The 14,229-nt window shown below is 67.0% G+C and carries 16 protein-coding genes; 5 read left to right on the top strand and 11 right to left on the bottom strand.

The window, feature by feature from the left end; genetic code table 11:
- Positions 1-45: 45 nt before the first annotated feature.
- From DFO63_RS04010 to DFO63_RS04025, 4 genes are all read right to left on the bottom strand, one after another.
- On the bottom strand, positions 46-564 hold the full coding sequence (locus tag DFO63_RS04010) for a hypothetical protein (protein ID WP_049443319.1): 519 nt from the start codon (positions 562-564) through the stop codon (positions 46-48).
- A 194-nt stretch (positions 565-758) separates the two neighbouring features.
- Complete coding sequence (locus tag DFO63_RS04015; RefSeq protein ID WP_101765744.1) at positions 759-1,538, bottom strand: hypothetical protein; 780 nt, start codon at positions 1,536-1,538, stop codon at positions 759-761.
- A gap of 153 nt (positions 1,539-1,691) precedes the next feature.
- Positions 1,692-2,075, bottom strand: coding sequence for a nuclear transport factor 2 family protein (locus DFO63_RS04020; RefSeq protein WP_049443226.1), 384 nt, complete (start codon positions 2,073-2,075; stop codon positions 1,692-1,694).
- 53 nt (positions 2,076-2,128) lie between these two features.
- Positions 2,129-2,704, bottom strand: a complete 576-nt coding sequence (locus DFO63_RS04025) for a TetR/AcrR family transcriptional regulator (protein WP_119006481.1) — start codon at positions 2,702-2,704, stop codon at positions 2,129-2,131.
- Positions 2,705-2,773: 69 nt separating this feature from the next.
- Here DFO63_RS04025 and DFO63_RS04030 point away from each other — a divergent pair, with 69 nt between their 5' ends.
- On the top strand, positions 2,774-3,319 hold the full coding sequence (locus DFO63_RS04030; protein ID WP_012511531.1) for a thioesterase family protein: 546 nt from the start codon (positions 2,774-2,776) through the stop codon (positions 3,317-3,319).
- A 3-nt stretch (positions 3,320-3,322) separates the two neighbouring features.
- Here the strand turns inward: DFO63_RS04030 and DFO63_RS04035 are convergent, their stop codons facing one another.
- Both DFO63_RS04035 and DFO63_RS04040 read right to left on the bottom strand, forming a co-directional pair.
- A complete protein-coding gene (locus DFO63_RS04035) occupies positions 3,323-4,045 on the bottom strand; it encodes a hypothetical protein (protein WP_259337400.1) in 723 nt (240 codons plus the stop codon).
- 67 nt (positions 4,046-4,112) lie between these two features.
- Entirely contained in the window at positions 4,113-5,243 is a 1,131-nt protein-coding gene (locus DFO63_RS04040; RefSeq protein WP_119006482.1) for an agmatine deiminase family protein, read from the bottom strand.
- Positions 5,244-5,347: 104 nt separating this feature from the next.
- On the opposite strand from DFO63_RS04040, the gene DFO63_RS04045 reads away from it, so the two are divergent.
- Entirely contained in the window at positions 5,348-6,232 is an 885-nt protein-coding gene (locus DFO63_RS04045) for a LysR substrate-binding domain-containing protein (RefSeq protein ID WP_049443223.1), read from the top strand.
- On the opposite strand, the gene DFO63_RS04050 is transcribed toward DFO63_RS04045, so the two are convergent.
- Both DFO63_RS04050 and DFO63_RS04055 read right to left on the bottom strand, forming a co-directional pair.
- Positions 6,207-6,989 carry an SGNH/GDSL hydrolase family protein gene (locus DFO63_RS04050; RefSeq protein ID WP_119006483.1) on the bottom strand — a complete coding sequence of 261 codons (783 nt, stop codon included), beginning with the start codon at positions 6,987-6,989 and terminating at the stop codon, positions 6,207-6,209. The two genes, DFO63_RS04045 and DFO63_RS04050, sit on opposite strands and share 26 nt — an antisense overlap.
- A gap of 49 nt (positions 6,990-7,038) precedes the next feature.
- Complete coding sequence (locus tag DFO63_RS04055) at positions 7,039-8,004, bottom strand: DUF2268 domain-containing putative Zn-dependent protease (protein WP_014037711.1); 966 nt, start codon at positions 8,002-8,004, stop codon at positions 7,039-7,041.
- A gap of 138 nt (positions 8,005-8,142) precedes the next feature.
- Between DFO63_RS04055 and DFO63_RS04060 the strand changes: the two genes are divergently transcribed.
- Positions 8,143-9,126: a hypothetical protein gene (locus DFO63_RS04060; protein WP_049443317.1), complete on the top strand. Its 984-nt coding sequence runs from the start codon at positions 8,143-8,145 to the stop codon at positions 9,124-9,126.
- A 10-nt stretch (positions 9,127-9,136) separates the two neighbouring features.
- Here the strand turns inward: DFO63_RS04060 and DFO63_RS04065 are convergent, their stop codons facing one another.
- The 3 genes from DFO63_RS04065 to DFO63_RS04075 all read right to left on the bottom strand — a co-directional run bounded on the left by DFO63_RS04065 (position 9,137) and on the right by DFO63_RS04075 (position 12,617).
- On the bottom strand, positions 9,137-9,457 hold the full coding sequence (locus DFO63_RS04065) for a hypothetical protein (RefSeq protein WP_049443221.1): 321 nt from the start codon (positions 9,455-9,457) through the stop codon (positions 9,137-9,139).
- Positions 9,458-9,656: 199 nt separating this feature from the next.
- On the bottom strand, positions 9,657-12,119 hold the full coding sequence (locus DFO63_RS04070) for a prolyl oligopeptidase family serine peptidase (protein ID WP_119006484.1): 2,463 nt from the start codon (positions 12,117-12,119) through the stop codon (positions 9,657-9,659).
- 168 nt (positions 12,120-12,287) lie between these two features.
- A complete protein-coding gene (locus DFO63_RS04075) occupies positions 12,288-12,617 on the bottom strand; it encodes a hypothetical protein (RefSeq protein ID WP_049443219.1) in 330 nt (109 codons plus the stop codon).
- 455 nt (positions 12,618-13,072) lie between these two features.
- Here DFO63_RS04075 and DFO63_RS04080 point away from each other — a divergent pair, with 455 nt between their 5' ends.
- Both DFO63_RS04080 and DFO63_RS04085 read left to right on the top strand, forming a co-directional pair.
- On the top strand, positions 13,073-13,849 hold the full coding sequence (locus DFO63_RS04080; RefSeq protein ID WP_021202746.1) for a HipA family kinase: 777 nt from the start codon (positions 13,073-13,075) through the stop codon (positions 13,847-13,849).
- A complete protein-coding gene (locus tag DFO63_RS04085) occupies positions 13,827-14,219 on the top strand; it encodes a DUF3037 domain-containing protein (protein ID WP_049443217.1) in 393 nt (130 codons plus the stop codon). The genes DFO63_RS04080 and DFO63_RS04085 overlap by 23 nt, the downstream gene beginning before the upstream one ends.
- The last annotated feature ends 10 nt before the right edge of the window (positions 14,220-14,229 follow it).

The following is a 14,229-nucleotide window of genomic DNA, read 5'->3' on the forward strand; positions in this document are numbered from 1 at the left end:
GGCCGCAGGCGGCGCCGGGCGTGATCCGGCGCCGCCGTTCCAGGGTTAGCCGATGCGCCAGGCAGGAAGGCGCTCGCTGCGCTTCCAGATGGAAGGCGCGAAGCCGATCAGCACCAGTGCCGCCAGCCACTTCGGCGACGTGCTCAGCAGCGTGGCACCGAGCGAGCCGTCGCCGGGTGCGAGCTGCTCCTGCCAGGGGTTGTAACCCAGGTAGAGGATGCTGCCGGCCCACCACAGCAACGCTGCGCCGATGCCCACCAGCAGCAGGGCCAGCGTGCGGCAGGTCCAGCGCTGCGAGGTGGTGCCCCATTCCCGCGACGCGGCAATCAGCAGGCCGACCACCAGCAGCGACACCAGTGCCACCAGGCCGATATCGACCTTGGGTCCAATGCGCTCATAGGTACAGGCGCGGCATTGCGCCTCTTCCGCGGCAGTGGCGGCTTCGGCGCCCTCGGCCTGCCCGGCTTCGGGCTGCGCCAGTGCTGCAAACGGCAACAACACCGCCAGCAGCGTCACCATGATCCAACGAAACAACGACCTGTTCCTGCGTGCAGCGACATCCATGCGCTCTTCCTCGTCAGTGGTTGTGTGTCCCAGCGGGCGTTCGGATATCCAGCGCCCCTGTTCCAGATGCAGTACGACAAGCTCCCGATAGGTGAAACCACCCGGACACGAATCCTGGGCGACCGCGATCATAGCCCACTGTCCATTGCCGCTGAAAACGGGCCGGGGCTGGCCATATGAAGTACGCACCCCAGCTACAGCGCTTGAATGACCTGCAGCAGATGGCTCGCACCTGGCGCGAGTTCCTGCGCGAGCCAGCCCAGCATCGCGAAGAACAGCAGCAGCCCGAGCAGCGGCCAGATCGTATGCGACACGCATACCCGCCACCACCCTTGCTGCTGCATGCCCTGCATGCGCCGGTACAGGCCTCCGGCGATGGCCGCGTCCACCAGCAGCTCAGCCATCAGCACCGGCGCCGACCACACCACCCACACGCTGGCCAGCAGGACGGTCGCCACCAGCGCGACGAGGCCCAGGATGGCCAGCAACGGCAGGCCCGCTTCGTCTTCGGCCAGCCCGGTCAACGGCAGCTCTCCGGCATCGCCGCCACCGGCCGGCACCGACTCATTCCACGACGCCGATGCACCACCACCGCCGGAACGCCCGCCGGCGCCGCTCCACGGGGATTCCATGGCACTACCGCGCGGCGATGCGCCACTACCGCCTACATCCGGCGACAGCCCATCCAGCACGTTGTCCCAACGCCAGCGGATCCAGACCCACATCAGCAGCAGGAACACGCCATAGGCCAGCAGCACGGCCATCGGGTAGCGAAGCAGCATCGCGTCGATACCGGCCAGGCGCAGCAGGTACGAGGCAAGGAAACCGGCCGCACCGGTCAGGGCGACGATCAGCGCCATCTGCAGGCGTGGCCAACCACGCTGCTGCAGGTGCCGGCGCGCACGCACGACTTCGCCGCCGCGGTTCACGGGCAATTTCAGCGGGCTGCGTGAAAAGTGGCGCGAGCGCTTCATGCAGCCGCCAGCGGGCGGGAGGCATGGCGACCGGGAACGTCGGGAACCTGATACTGCATGCGGACATCCTTGCCGGGCACGCGTAAGCGGTGATGGGCGGATTCTACCGCGGGCAGGTCCGCTGTCCAGACGGCGGTTCCAAGCGGCCGATCCTCAGCTGCGGTCGGTGATCCGTTCGATGCGGCCACCAGCGAACACGAACTCGCTCTGGCCCTGCAGTTCCAGCTCGGTGCCCGCATGCGGTCCATCGGGAATATCCTGCGCGAACACGCCGCGCCAGCCAATCGTCGCCGTCGCCCGATCACCATCGAACACCAGCGCCAGCAAGCGCTGTTCGCGTTCCCGGAACAGGCGCGCAGACTGCCGTGCCAGTTCGCCAAAGGCATCGATGCCTTCGGTGACCATCGTCAGCTGGCCATTACTGTGGTTCTCGAAGCGCACGTTGTGCGCCAGCACCGCCAGCATGGCGTCGATGTCGAAGCGGTTGTAGGCCTGCAGGTAGTGCTCGATCAACTGACGGCGGTGCGGTTCGTCCATGGCGGCATCCAGTCGTGGGCTGCTGGCGAGTCTCGCCTGCCAGCACCGGCCGATCAAGGCCGCGCGGCAGCCTTCAGCAGCTGCGCGGCCACCTGATCGAACGGGGCGATGTCCTGCAGCGCGCGGCACATCGCCACCGCGCCTTCCACGCTGGCGATCACCAGGCTGGCCAGCTCACCCGCCGCTGCAGGGGCATGTCCTTCGGCGACGAATGCCGAGGCGAGGTGGCCCTGCCAGCGCGCGAACACCTCGGCGGCCGCCGCGCGGGCTTGACTGGGCGTGGCCTCCACCGGCTCCTCCACGGCAGCGGCCAGCACCGGGCAGCCGGCGCGGAAACCGGTGCGCAGCAGGCGCTCGCGCCACAGCGCCAGGAACTGCTGCAGGCCCTGCATCGCCCCACCCTTCAGCAGCTCCACCAGCAGCGCCTCCACCTTGTCGCCGGCCATGTGAGTGGCGCGCGCCAGCAGCTCCTGCTTGCCGCCGGGAAAGTGGTGGTAGGTGGAGCCCAGCGGCGCCTCGGCCAGCTTCGTCACTTCACGGATGCTGGTGGCATTGAGGCCCACGCGCGCCAGCATCTGTGCCGCAGCATCCATCACGCGTTGAGGCGCATCAGAGGGTCGCCGACTCACGGCAGGCTCCTTGCTAAGACAGTCGTCATAGATTAGCGTACCGGCCGTTCTATAACAGTCGTCATAGCCATGAATCTCTGGTTCCGCCTGCTCCATCTGCTGCTGTGCAGCCTGTTCCGGCCGAAGCTGGAGGCCCCGTTCGGGGTCTCGCGGCTGCAGTTCCGGGTACTGCCCAATGACCTGGACAGCAACCTGCACATGACCAACGGCCGCTACTGGAACATCTTCGACCTGGGCCGGCTGGACCTGATACTGCGCATGGGCCTGGGCCGGGTGGCGCTGCGCGAGAAGTGGGCACCGATCGTTGGTGCCGGCACCATCCAGTTCCGTCGCGAGCTCAAGCCGTTCCAGCGCTTCACCCTGGAGACGCGGCTGGTTGGCTGGGTCGGCTCCCGCGGCATCATGGAGCAGCGGGTGCTGATCGGTGCCGAGCAGAAGATCGCCACGCGCGCGCTGCTGGTCACCGGCATCTACGACCGCCGCGCGCGGCAGTTCCTCGGCATGCCGAAGATGATGGAAGCGATCGGCGTGGTCGCCCCGCCGTCGCCGCCGCTCAGTGCGGCCGCCGAAGCGCTGCTGGCCGCCGATGCGGCGTTGAAGCAGGACGATGCCTGAGCCTCAGGGAGCCGCCACCGGCATCGTGGGCTGTCCGCGCGATACGACCTGGGTACGCCCTCCCACGTGCAGCACGTACTCGAATGACTGCCGCATGCGGCTGTACGCGCCACCATCCGGTACGCCGTAGTTGGCGCCCACGCTGAGGGTATGCCGTCCCGGCGGCAACGGCTTGAGCATCACCCAATACCCATCGGCGGCAGCCAGCCGAGAGTGTTCGTCATCGGCATCCATGCGGAAGCAGCCTTCGCTGCGGACCCGATGCCTGCGCATGTCGCCCAGTGGCTGGCCGTCCAGCAGCACCACCGCACTGATCAGGTAATCGTTGTTGACCGCTGCCCCGGCCTGCAGCTCCTTGCAGGTCACACGCTCATCCACTTGGAAGTGCGCCATGTTGATGATCGGCAGCAACAGGTATTTGCCAGCCGGCACCACGCATTCGCGATGTGGCCGGAAACGGCCGTTGGTGCCGGCCAGGTTCCAGACCGGGCCTTCCTGGCCCACATCGCATACGCGGCCATCCGGGTCGAGATAGGGCGCGCCGCCCTGGCCATCGGCCCACCGCCACCACCGGGCGGTCCATTCGGCCAACGAAACGCCGCCCACCGGTTCACGCGTCAGCGGCGAAGGCGCCGCCGTGTCCGCACTGAACGCCGGCACGGCGGCCAGCAGCACTGCCATCGTTGCGCCGCCGCGGCGCAGCCAGCCCTGGATTCCCTTCCGCATCACCCACTCCATCGTCCCTGGCGGCCACCCTGCGTGGCCGGCTTCCGCGCCACTGTACCGTGACGGACTAGACCTTCGGTATGTTCTTGGTCACGCAATGGATGCCGCCACCGCCGCCGGCAATCGCATCGATATCCACCTGTTCGATCACGCGGCCCGGATACATGTCTTCCAGCAGTTCACGGCAGAAGCCGTCGGCTGCATCGTCACCGAACTGCGGCGCGACCACGGCGCCGTTGATCGGCAGGTAGTTGATGTAGCCCATGGCCAGATCGTCGTTGTCGCGGGTATGCACGTTGTCGCGCCCGTCCAGGGGTGGCGGCAGGGTGTGCACCTGCAGGCGACGGCCATCGGCATCGGTGGCCCCGCGCAGGATCTGCAGGTGTTCGCGGGTCAGATCGTAATCGTAGGACTCCGGATCGTTGTCCAGGTTGGCGATCACCACGCCCGGCCGCACGAAACGGGCATAGAAGTCCACGTGCGCATCGGTGATGTCCCTGCCGGCGATACCGGGCAGCCAGATCACCTTGCGCAGGCCGAGGTGGTGTTTCAGCTCGGCCTCGATATCGGCACGCGACCAGTCCGGATTGCGATTGCGGTTGACCCAGCAGCTTTCGGTAAGGATGGCCGTGCCATGGCCGTCGACTTCGATACCGCCGCCCTCGCCGACCAGATCGCTTTCCAGCAGCGTGGCACCGGTCACCTGCGCCAGCCACGGTGCCACCGCGCCATCGTTGCGCGCGCTCTGCTTGCCGCCCCAGCCATTGAAGTTGAAGTCGACCAGGCCCAGCCCGCCCTGGCCATCGGTGACGAAGCACCCGCCGTAGTCGCGCACCCAGATGTCATCCAGCGGCACCTCGAGGAACTCGATGTTGTCGCGGCCGCAGCGGTCCTGCGCCTGCTTCAACTGCGCCGGGCGGCACAGCACGCTGACCGGCTGGTGGCGGGCGATGGTACGGGCCAGCCGCGCCACGGCGGCGTTCACCGCATCGGCCTGCGCGCCCCACACCCGCGGCTGCGCGGCGAAGGCCAGAAACACGCGCTCCTGCGGGCCGTGCTCGTCCGGCATGCGCCAAGTCCCCGCACCTGGCCCTGCTGCGGATACGCGACCCGGCAGCCCGGCCAGGCCGAGCGCGGCCAGGCCACCAAGGCCGGCGACGCCCGCCAGTTGGGTGAGGAAGTGACGACGGTTGGTCATGACAGGCTCCATGGCCGGTGTGGGATGGGCGCTATGCTGCGCTTGCCCATCCATAAGAACAAACGATAGATTCAGCCATCAACTGAACAGTTTTCCTTATCAGAATGCTCAAGCACTGGCCCCCGCTGAACGCGCTGCGTGGTTTCGAGGCCGCCGCCCGCCTGGGCAGCTTCCACCGGGCGGCCGAGGAACTGCACCTGACCCAGTCGGCCATCAGCCAGCAGATCCGCGGGCTGGAGGCGTCGCTGCAACAACCACTGTTCTTCCGGCAAGGCCGCAGCGTCACCCTCACCGACGCCGGCATCGACCTGCTGGAAACCACCCAGTCACTGCTGCGGCAGCTGTCCAGCGGCATCCGCCGGCTCGATCAGTACCGCAAGCCGAATCAACTGATCGTCAACACCAGCCCGGCCTTCGCCCGACACTGGCTGGTGCCACGCCTGGCCAGCTTCCATCGGCTGCATCCCGACGCCGATCTGTGGCTGCTGACCAGCGAGGAAGCGCCGGACATGACCACGCAGACGCTGGACGTGGCGGTACGTGACGACCTCGACTCACAGGCGCAGTGCCAGCACCGCGTGCTGCTGCACGACCGCCTCTTTCCGGCCTGCCATCCCAAGCTGCTGGCCACGCCCGTGCACGAACGCCTGACCCTGCATGGCGAGCGCGAAATGGACTGGAGCCAGTGGCAGGTGCAGGGCGGCGCCGATGTCGGCCAGCGCCGCGAGGGCATGAACTTCTCCGAGCCCGGGCAGCTGCTGGATGCCGCGTGCCAAGGGCTCGGTATCGCGCTGGTCAGCGAGCTGCTGGCGGCACGCGCCTGCGAACAAGGCCTGCTGCAACCGCTGGATGATGCACGCGTGCGCGGCCCGCGCTGGAGCTGGCTGGTGCATGAGGACAGCGCGGCAGATCCGCTGGTGATCAGTTTCTGTGAGTGGCTGTTGGCGAACCTGCCCGCCCGAGCTACTTCTGCCGCAGCGCGCGCTTGACCGCCGCCTCGGCCAGCGGTGCCATCACCGCATAGCCCTTCGCCGTGGGATGCACGCCGTCGTCGGCCAACTGCGGGTCGAGCCCGCCGGCCGCATTGGCCATCGGCGTGTAGTAGTCCAGATAGACCAGCTGCTGCGCATCGGCATAGCGCTTCAATGCCGCGTTCAATGCACGCACCTTGGGCGCAGGTGCCGTGCCCGGCAGCCACGGGTAATCGCTGACCGGCAGCACCGATGCCAGCACCACACGAATGCCGTGTGCGCGGGCCAGGTCCACCATCGCGTGCAGGTTGTCTTCGATCATCGCCTGCGTGGACGGGCCGGTGTTGCCGGCGATGTCGTTGGTGCTGGCCAGGATCACCACCACCTGCGGCTTCAGTGCCAGCACGTCCTGTGGGAAGCGCACCAGCATCTGCGCCGTGGTCTGGCCACTGATACCGCGGTTGAGCCAACCCTTGCCGGGAAAGAACGCCGCACTGCCCTCCCTGCCCCAACCTTCGGTGATCGAGTCACCGAAGAGCACCACGCGCGGTTGCCCCGGTACGGCGGCAGGCAGACGTGCGTTGGCGTCGCGGTATCGCTGCAGTTCCGGCCAATCGGCCAGGCGCTGCTGCATGAAGCGCACCTCGTCCGGGCGCAGGCGCTCGACAGGTTCCACCAGCAACGGGTTGATGGCGGGCCCATCGGCGGCCACCCCATGGGCGCTCAGCGCGATACCGAGGGCAACCGCGGCCACACCGCCGGACAAGGAACGCATGGGGTCTCTCCCTGGAATGTCGGGGCCAGTCTAGCGCGCGGCCCCGCGCCTAGCGTGCCGCCGACCGTGCCGCCACACCGGTCACCTTTGCCGGCATCCACATGCCTGGCGTCCAGCCGCTGGCGGCGAGGATCGCCTTCGGATTGTCCTGCTGGATCAGCGCACGTACCGCATCGCGCTTGTCCCTGGCCTGCAGGTAATAGGCCTTGGCGATGCGGTAGCCCACCCAGTAGCCCAGGTCGTAAGGCTCCTGCGAGCCCGGCTTGTAGTTGTACAGCCACGGCGACAGATCGGTGCTGTCCACATCCAACGCGAAGGCGCTTTCGATATGCACCTCCCGGCCACGGGTCCAGGCGGCGTGCCGGCCGTTGCCGACGTTGCCGGAAATCAGTTCGGCGATGAACTCGGCAATGCCTTCGCCCAGCGAAACACGCAGCACCGTCGCATGCGGGTCGCCCGGCTCGAAATCGGTCAGGCCGGTCTGCTGGATGTGCACGTACTCGTGCGCGATCACGTGCACGAAGCGGTCCTGCACATTGGGATTCATGAAATCGGCTGCGCACAGCGCTTCCAGGCCGATGATCACGCCGCTCTTCGAGGTCAGCCCGACCGGCCGGCCACGGCCGACCGCGATGGTCACCGGCGGAAACGTGGCCTGCGGGTAGATCGCCTGCAGATTGGCGAACACCTGCACCAGGCGCTGCTTCACCGCCGGCAGCTCCGCAAGGCAAGCGCGGCCCTGCGCATACACTTCGGGCTGGCTGGCAATGGCCTCGGCAATACGCTCGGGCGTGACCCGTCGCGCCTTCGCCAATTCACCCAGGCCCGTACTGCCTTCGGCCAGGTAACCGGCCAACTGGGCGACGCTGGGCTTGCCGCCGGTACTGTCGTAGAGCGCGTAGAAGCGGCTGGCATCGGTGGTGAGGATCTGCGGCCCCGGCGGGGTACCCGCCGACGCCACGCCGACCGCCCCGGCACAGGCCAGGGCAAGCAGGCAACGCAGGAAACTGGACATCGCTCCGTCCTTGGTGGAGTGCATGCGAAGCGCGCAATCTACCACTCCGCCCCGGCCACCGCAGCGGGTACATGCAGGCCCTTCGAGGCTGTGCCAGACTCACTCAGGCACCTGCCATGGATGATGGAGCACCGCACGATGATGATCGTTCCCGCGTACTGGGCCGAAGCCCGCCTGCAGGCCCGTTTCCGTGGCCGGCCGGTGGTCGTGCGCCGCTTCGGCTGGTCCGACGAGGGACCTGCCCAAGCCCAGGCCCACGCCGACGCACGTGCCCATGAAGCCCTCAACGCCATCATCGCCGGGCAGGTGCTGCCGCGTCGCGAAGTGCGCAGCAACTACGGTGTGGAGGGCGTACCGATCCGCGAGCAGATCGTGCAGCGCGACGGCGATGTCATCATCACCCGCAACAGCTATGGCGCGCTGTGCCTCAACAGCCCCGACGTGCTGTTTGCCGACATCGACCATGCGCAGCCGCCGGCCGGATGCGTGATACCGGCCATCGTCGCTGCGGCCGTGCTGCTTGCCGGCGCCATCATCGGCACAGTGCTCTGGCATTGGCTGGTGGGCCTGGTACTGGGCGTGGCGGCAGTGCTGCTGGTCAACGCGGCACTGCTGATGCGGCGGAAGCAGCGCCTGGCCGCTGCCGGTGGTGCTGAAGGGCTTGCGCTGAAGCGCGTGGACGCCTTCAGCGAACAGCATCCCGATTGGCACCTGCGGGCCTACCGCACACCAGCGGGGCTGCGCGTGCTGGCGATGCATGCCACGTTCTCACCTGAGGACGAGCAGCTGCAGGCATTCTTCAAGGCACTGGGCACCGACACCCTGTACGCGCGCATGTGCCGGCTGCAGCATTGCTTCCGTGCGCGACTGACACCGAAGCCGTGGCGCGTTGGCCTGAAGTACCGCATCCGGCCGCCGGTGGCCGCGTGGTCAGCCGAACAGGCCAACAATCCGGATCGACTGGCCTGGATTGCCGAGTACGAAAAGAAGAGTGCCGGCTTCGCGGCCTGTGCCTATCTGCGCAGCTTCGGCGACACTTCCCGGGTGCATGCCAAGGCGGAGCATGTGCGCGAACTGCACGATCGCCTGTCGCACGCGCAGGACCGCCTACCGCTGGCGTGAGGGCGGATGCTCAGTCAGCGCCCTGCACGAACGGCTGCCCTGCCAGGGTAGTGCCCAGCCGCACCGCGATCTGCTGCCCGCCCTTCTCGAAGGTCGTTGCGCACTGCTTTCCGCCCTTCTGGCATCCGACTTCCGGAAAGCCCTCAAGTGACTCGGGGGCGCCCTGTGCGGGACTCGCCTGCCACCCTGCCGCATCCAGCAGGCGCTTGGCCTTGGCATAGGGCATGCCGGCGACGATGCCCAACTGTGCCAGTTCGGTGGGCAACGGCTGGGAATATGCAGTGGAGACCAGGGCCAACGACAGCATTGCAGCAAGGAGGATGGCTTTCATTGCACCGACCTGGAACGAGCACACGGCCTCAGCCTAGCCCATTTGCATGACGCGGGAATGTGCCGGTAACACGTCGTTACCGAGTCTCCACAGTTGATTGCAGAGCGCTTGCCTCTGTTTATATGCGAACAGGCAGCCAAGCATGGGCTCGGCTCTACCGGAGGCAGGAAGGCCGCCCTGCGGCGGCCTTCCCGTTGCCTTACTTGGCGTTCTTCACGTAGGTGTCGAACCAGTTCAGCATCTCCGACACCAGCTGCTCGTTCGATTCCAGCGCGGTGTACCAGTGCGGCTCGTTCGGCAGCATCACCAGACGCGTGGTACCACCGTTGCCGCGGATCGCCTGGTACAGCTTGCGCGACTGGAACGGTTCGGTGCCCGGGTTGGCGTCGTCCTCCCCGTGGACCAGCAGCAGCGGCAGCTTGATCTTGTCGGCATAGAAGAACGGCGAGGCCTTCAGGTACACGTCCTGCGCCTGCCACACCGAGCGACGCTCGTTCTGGAAGCCGAACGGCGTAAAGGTCTTGTTGTACGAACCACTGGTCGCCACACCGGCCTTGAACAGCTTCGTGTGCGCGATCAGGTTGGCGGTCATCAGGCCGCCATGGCTGTGGCCGGTCACGCCGATGCGGTTGCGGTCAACCACGCCCATGTCCACGGCCTTGTCCACTGCCGCCTTGGCGTCGGCTTCCAGCTGCTCCAGGTAGGTGTCGTAGGCGTTCTTCGGGTCACCCACGATCGGGAACGAGGCGTTGTCGATGATCGCGTAGCCGGCCAGCAGCATCAGGCGGTACGGCTGCAGGCGAGTGAAGGTCTGCTGCGAACCGGACACCTGCCCCGCCTGCGCGGCGTTGGCGAAGTCGGCCGGGTAGGCGTACAGGATCGCCGGCACGCGCTGGCCTTCCTTGTAGCCCGGCGGCGTGTACAGGGTGAACGACAGGTCCACGCCGTCGGCACGCTTGTAGGTCACCAGCTGCTTCTTGATCTGGCGCACTTCCGGGGTCGGGTCGACCAGCTTGGTCAGCGCGGTCGTGGTCGACGCGAACTGCGGCTCGCCGGCCTTCGCATCGGCCACTGCCTCACCCTGCTGGCGGATGAAGGCGTTCGGCGGATCGATCACCGACTGGTGCCAGGTCAGGTAGCGGCCCGGCGTGTTGCTGAAACCGAGGAACTGTTCGTAGGCATCGGCGCTGCTGCGGAACAGGCGCTCGCTCTTCAGCGTGCCCAGGTCCAGGCGGTCCAGGAACGGACGATCGCCCTGCGGCGAGGCGCCACGGCCGCTGAGGAACACGTGGTTGCCGTCCTGGCGCACGACCTGCGCGCCATTCGGCAGGCGGGTGAAGACCAGGTTGCCGGGGTTGCCGTACAGCTCATCGCTGGACATGTCCCACAGCAGGCGGCCTTCCTTCTTCGGCTGGTCCACATCGACGATGCGGGTCTGCATCCAGTGACGGTTCTCGTCGTTCTCGTACTGGAAGGCCACGGCCGGATCGGCGGTCCACGCGAAGCCTTCAAAGCGCTGCGCGGTGCGGGTGATTTCGGTCGGCTTGCCGTTGAACGGGGCCTTCAGCATCAGCACGCGATCGCGATGCGGCACATTGACCTTCCAGTCGCCCTTGTCCAGCGCTTCGGCGTAGACCAGGGTCGCCGGATCGGTGGCACGCCAGTCGAAACCGCGCGGGCCCTCCGGCACGCCGTGCACCGGCACGCGGTCGGCCAGCGGCAGGCTGGCGATCGGCGTGCTGCGCCCGTTGCTGATATCCAGCACTGCCACATCATTGGCGAAGCGCTGGTAAGTCACGGCATGCGAGTACGGTGCCTTGATCGATTCGGTCAGCACATGCACGCCATCGGGCGCGGCGCTGACCTCGTTGAACAGCGCCGGCTGCCCGACCGGGCGCACGCTGCCCGCGGCGGTGTCGACCACGGCCAACTGCGAGGCACCGTAGTAAGCGAACAGCTTTTCGTCATGCACGCTGGTCAGCGTGTCGCGGGCCTCGTAGGTGCTGCTTTCTCCGCTGCTGCCCAGCGACTCCTGCGCATCCGGACCGGTCGGCACACCACCATTGGACGGCGCCGGGCCCTGGTTGGCCGGCACCAGCTTCACCAGCAGGTTCTGGCTGCCACCCAGCCACTGCACGGTGTTGCCGAAGATCGGGTTCAGCTGCACGTTCGGCACCTGCTTCACCTGGCCGGTGGCGGCATCGCCCACCCACAGCTGCACGCTGGTATCGACCGCGTTCTGGAAGGCAAAGTGGCTGCCATCGGCCGACCACAGCGCGCCGGTGGCGCAGCCCTGCGGCAGGTTCACCTTGGTTTCCTTGCCACTGCCGATATCAACCAGAGTGAAATCGGCCACGCAGGCCGGAATGCCGTAGCCGCCGGGCGTGTCATGGCGGCTGCGGTTCTTCGGCTCCAGGCGCACGCCGGCCAGCTTCAGGTAAGGCTGGGCCACGCGGCTGATCGACGGGTAGGTCTGCGCGGTGGTCAGCAGCAGGCGCTGCCCACCCGGGGCCACGTTCGGTGCCGGCGGCGGCGGTGCCTTCAGCACCTTGAGCAGGTGTTCCGGCGGCTTCGCGTAATCAGCGAAGGCCGGGCCAGCGGCCAGCAGGCCGACGGTGGCAACGGCAACAGCCGCCGCCAGAGAGGTTCGACGGATCAGCATCCTTATCCCCTGGGTGTGAATGGGTACCCGGAATCGGGCATGGACCCGAATCTAGCACCGCAGGGGTTGGGGTGAATGGGCCGGAAGGGCTAGTGGCCGGATGGGGCAAAGTGGGACACGCCCGGAGAGGCCGGCGATGGGCCGGCATCTGCCAGGCGTGGTCTGTCATCACTGCTGGGCGTGCAGGTCCCAGGCCGTCAGGTAATCGGGGTCGACCACGATCATGCCGCTGTTGCGCATGCGGTATTCGCCTGGCTCGGCCCGCTGGTACTGGTCGAGCATGGGCGGCAGGTAGCGCTCGTGACCATCGTCTTCGTCGGCCAGCACCACGCCTTCGTCGGCACTGATGCGCAGCACGGTGCCCGCGTACTGCTCCAGACCCTGCACCTGGCCGTCGCCACCATAGCGGGTGACACCCACCAGCACGACCTTGCCGATCATTTCCTCGGCCTTCGCATCATCCAGTGGGGGCAGCATGGGATTGAATTCGTCGTTCATCGGAGCACCTCCAAAGCCTGTGGGGATAGCGTGGATTCGGCGGCCCACGTTGCCAGCGTCGACGGCAACGCAGGGATCTCTCTTGGGGCGCAAGTACCTGGATCGCAGGACCAACCGGGCAACGCCGGGGCGCGATGCGTGAAAGCTATCTGGGACTGCGGGGATCGCCATCTGCGCCGATGGCGTGACCGTGTCAGGTCAAGGTCAACACCACGCGTTGCGTTGCATACACGGTGAAGCGTGACAGCTGCACTGTAGCGGCATGAGGGCCTCCCGTTGAAGGTCACACGCGGGTGTACTGCTCCGTTGAAACGAATGCTGCCACTCTGCGCGGAAGGAACAAGTGAAGATTGCAGGCGACCTGTAAAAGGTGGTTCGCGCGGTACCCGTTCATTAAGCTGCCGCCCCACCCTAGTGCGGCACGCCTGCCCCGGATGCCACGCTAGAATGCGTCCATGCGCACCGTACATGCCCTCCGCTACATCACCCCCTTGCGGGAAGGTGGCTCCCTGCCGGCCGTGGTCGAGACCGACGACGACGGCATGGCCGTGCTGAAGTTCCGTGGCGCCGGCCAGGGCCCGAAGGCGCTGATCGCCGAGCTGATCGCCGGCGAGATGGCGCGCACGCTGGGCCTGCCGATTCCGGAAATCCTGTTCGTCGAGCTGGACCGCGAGTTCGCCCGCACCGAGCCCGACCCGGAGATCCAGGAGCTGATCCGCGCCAGCGAGGGCCTGAACCTGGGCCTGGACTACCTGCCCGGCGCGATCAACTACGACCCGGCAGCGATGCCGGTGGATGCCGACCTGGCCTCGCGCATCGTCTGGTTCGATGCGTTCACCAGCAACGTCGATCGCACCACGCGCAATCCCAACCTGATGGTGTGGCATCGAAAGCTGTACCTGATCGATCACGGCGCGGCGATGTACTTCCATCACGACTGGGCCAACGCCGGCGATGCCTGCGAGAAGCCCTTCGTGCTGATCCGCGACCACGTGCTGCTGTCGTTCGCCAGCCGCATCGCCGAGGTGGATGCCGAGCTGGCCGCCCGCCTGACCGATGCTGAGATCGAGCGCATCGTCGGCCTGGTGCCGGACAGCTGGCTGGTCAACGAGCCGGCATTCGACAGCCCGCAGGCCTATCGCCAGGGCTACATCGACTATCTCAAGCACCGCCTGAAAGTGCGTGCGGTGTTCGTGCAGGAGGCCATCCGTGCCCACGCTGCACACGTATGACTACGCGGTCATCCGCGTGGTACCGCGGGTGGAACGCGAGGAATTCATCAACGTCGGGGTGATCGTCTCCTGCCCCGGCGCACGCCATCTGGAAGCGGCCATCGAGATTGATCCGGCACGCCTGCACGCGTTCGCGCCGGCGCTGGACCAGGACGCATTGCAGCCGTGGCTGGATGCGATCGTGGCCATCTGCCGCGGCGACGCGACCGCCGGACCAATCGCGCAGCTGCCCGCGCGCGCGCGCTTCCATTTCCTCACCGCCAAGCGCAGCTCGGTCGTGCAGATGTCGAGCACGCATGTCGGCCGCACCGCCGATCCTGCGGGTGTGGTGGAACACCTGATGACGAAGATGGTGCGCGTGCCGGAATGACCGGCACGCG

The organism is Stenotrophomonas sp. AG209, from assembly GCF_003550055.1.
Lineage (GTDB): Bacteria > Pseudomonadota > Gammaproteobacteria > Xanthomonadales > Xanthomonadaceae > Stenotrophomonas.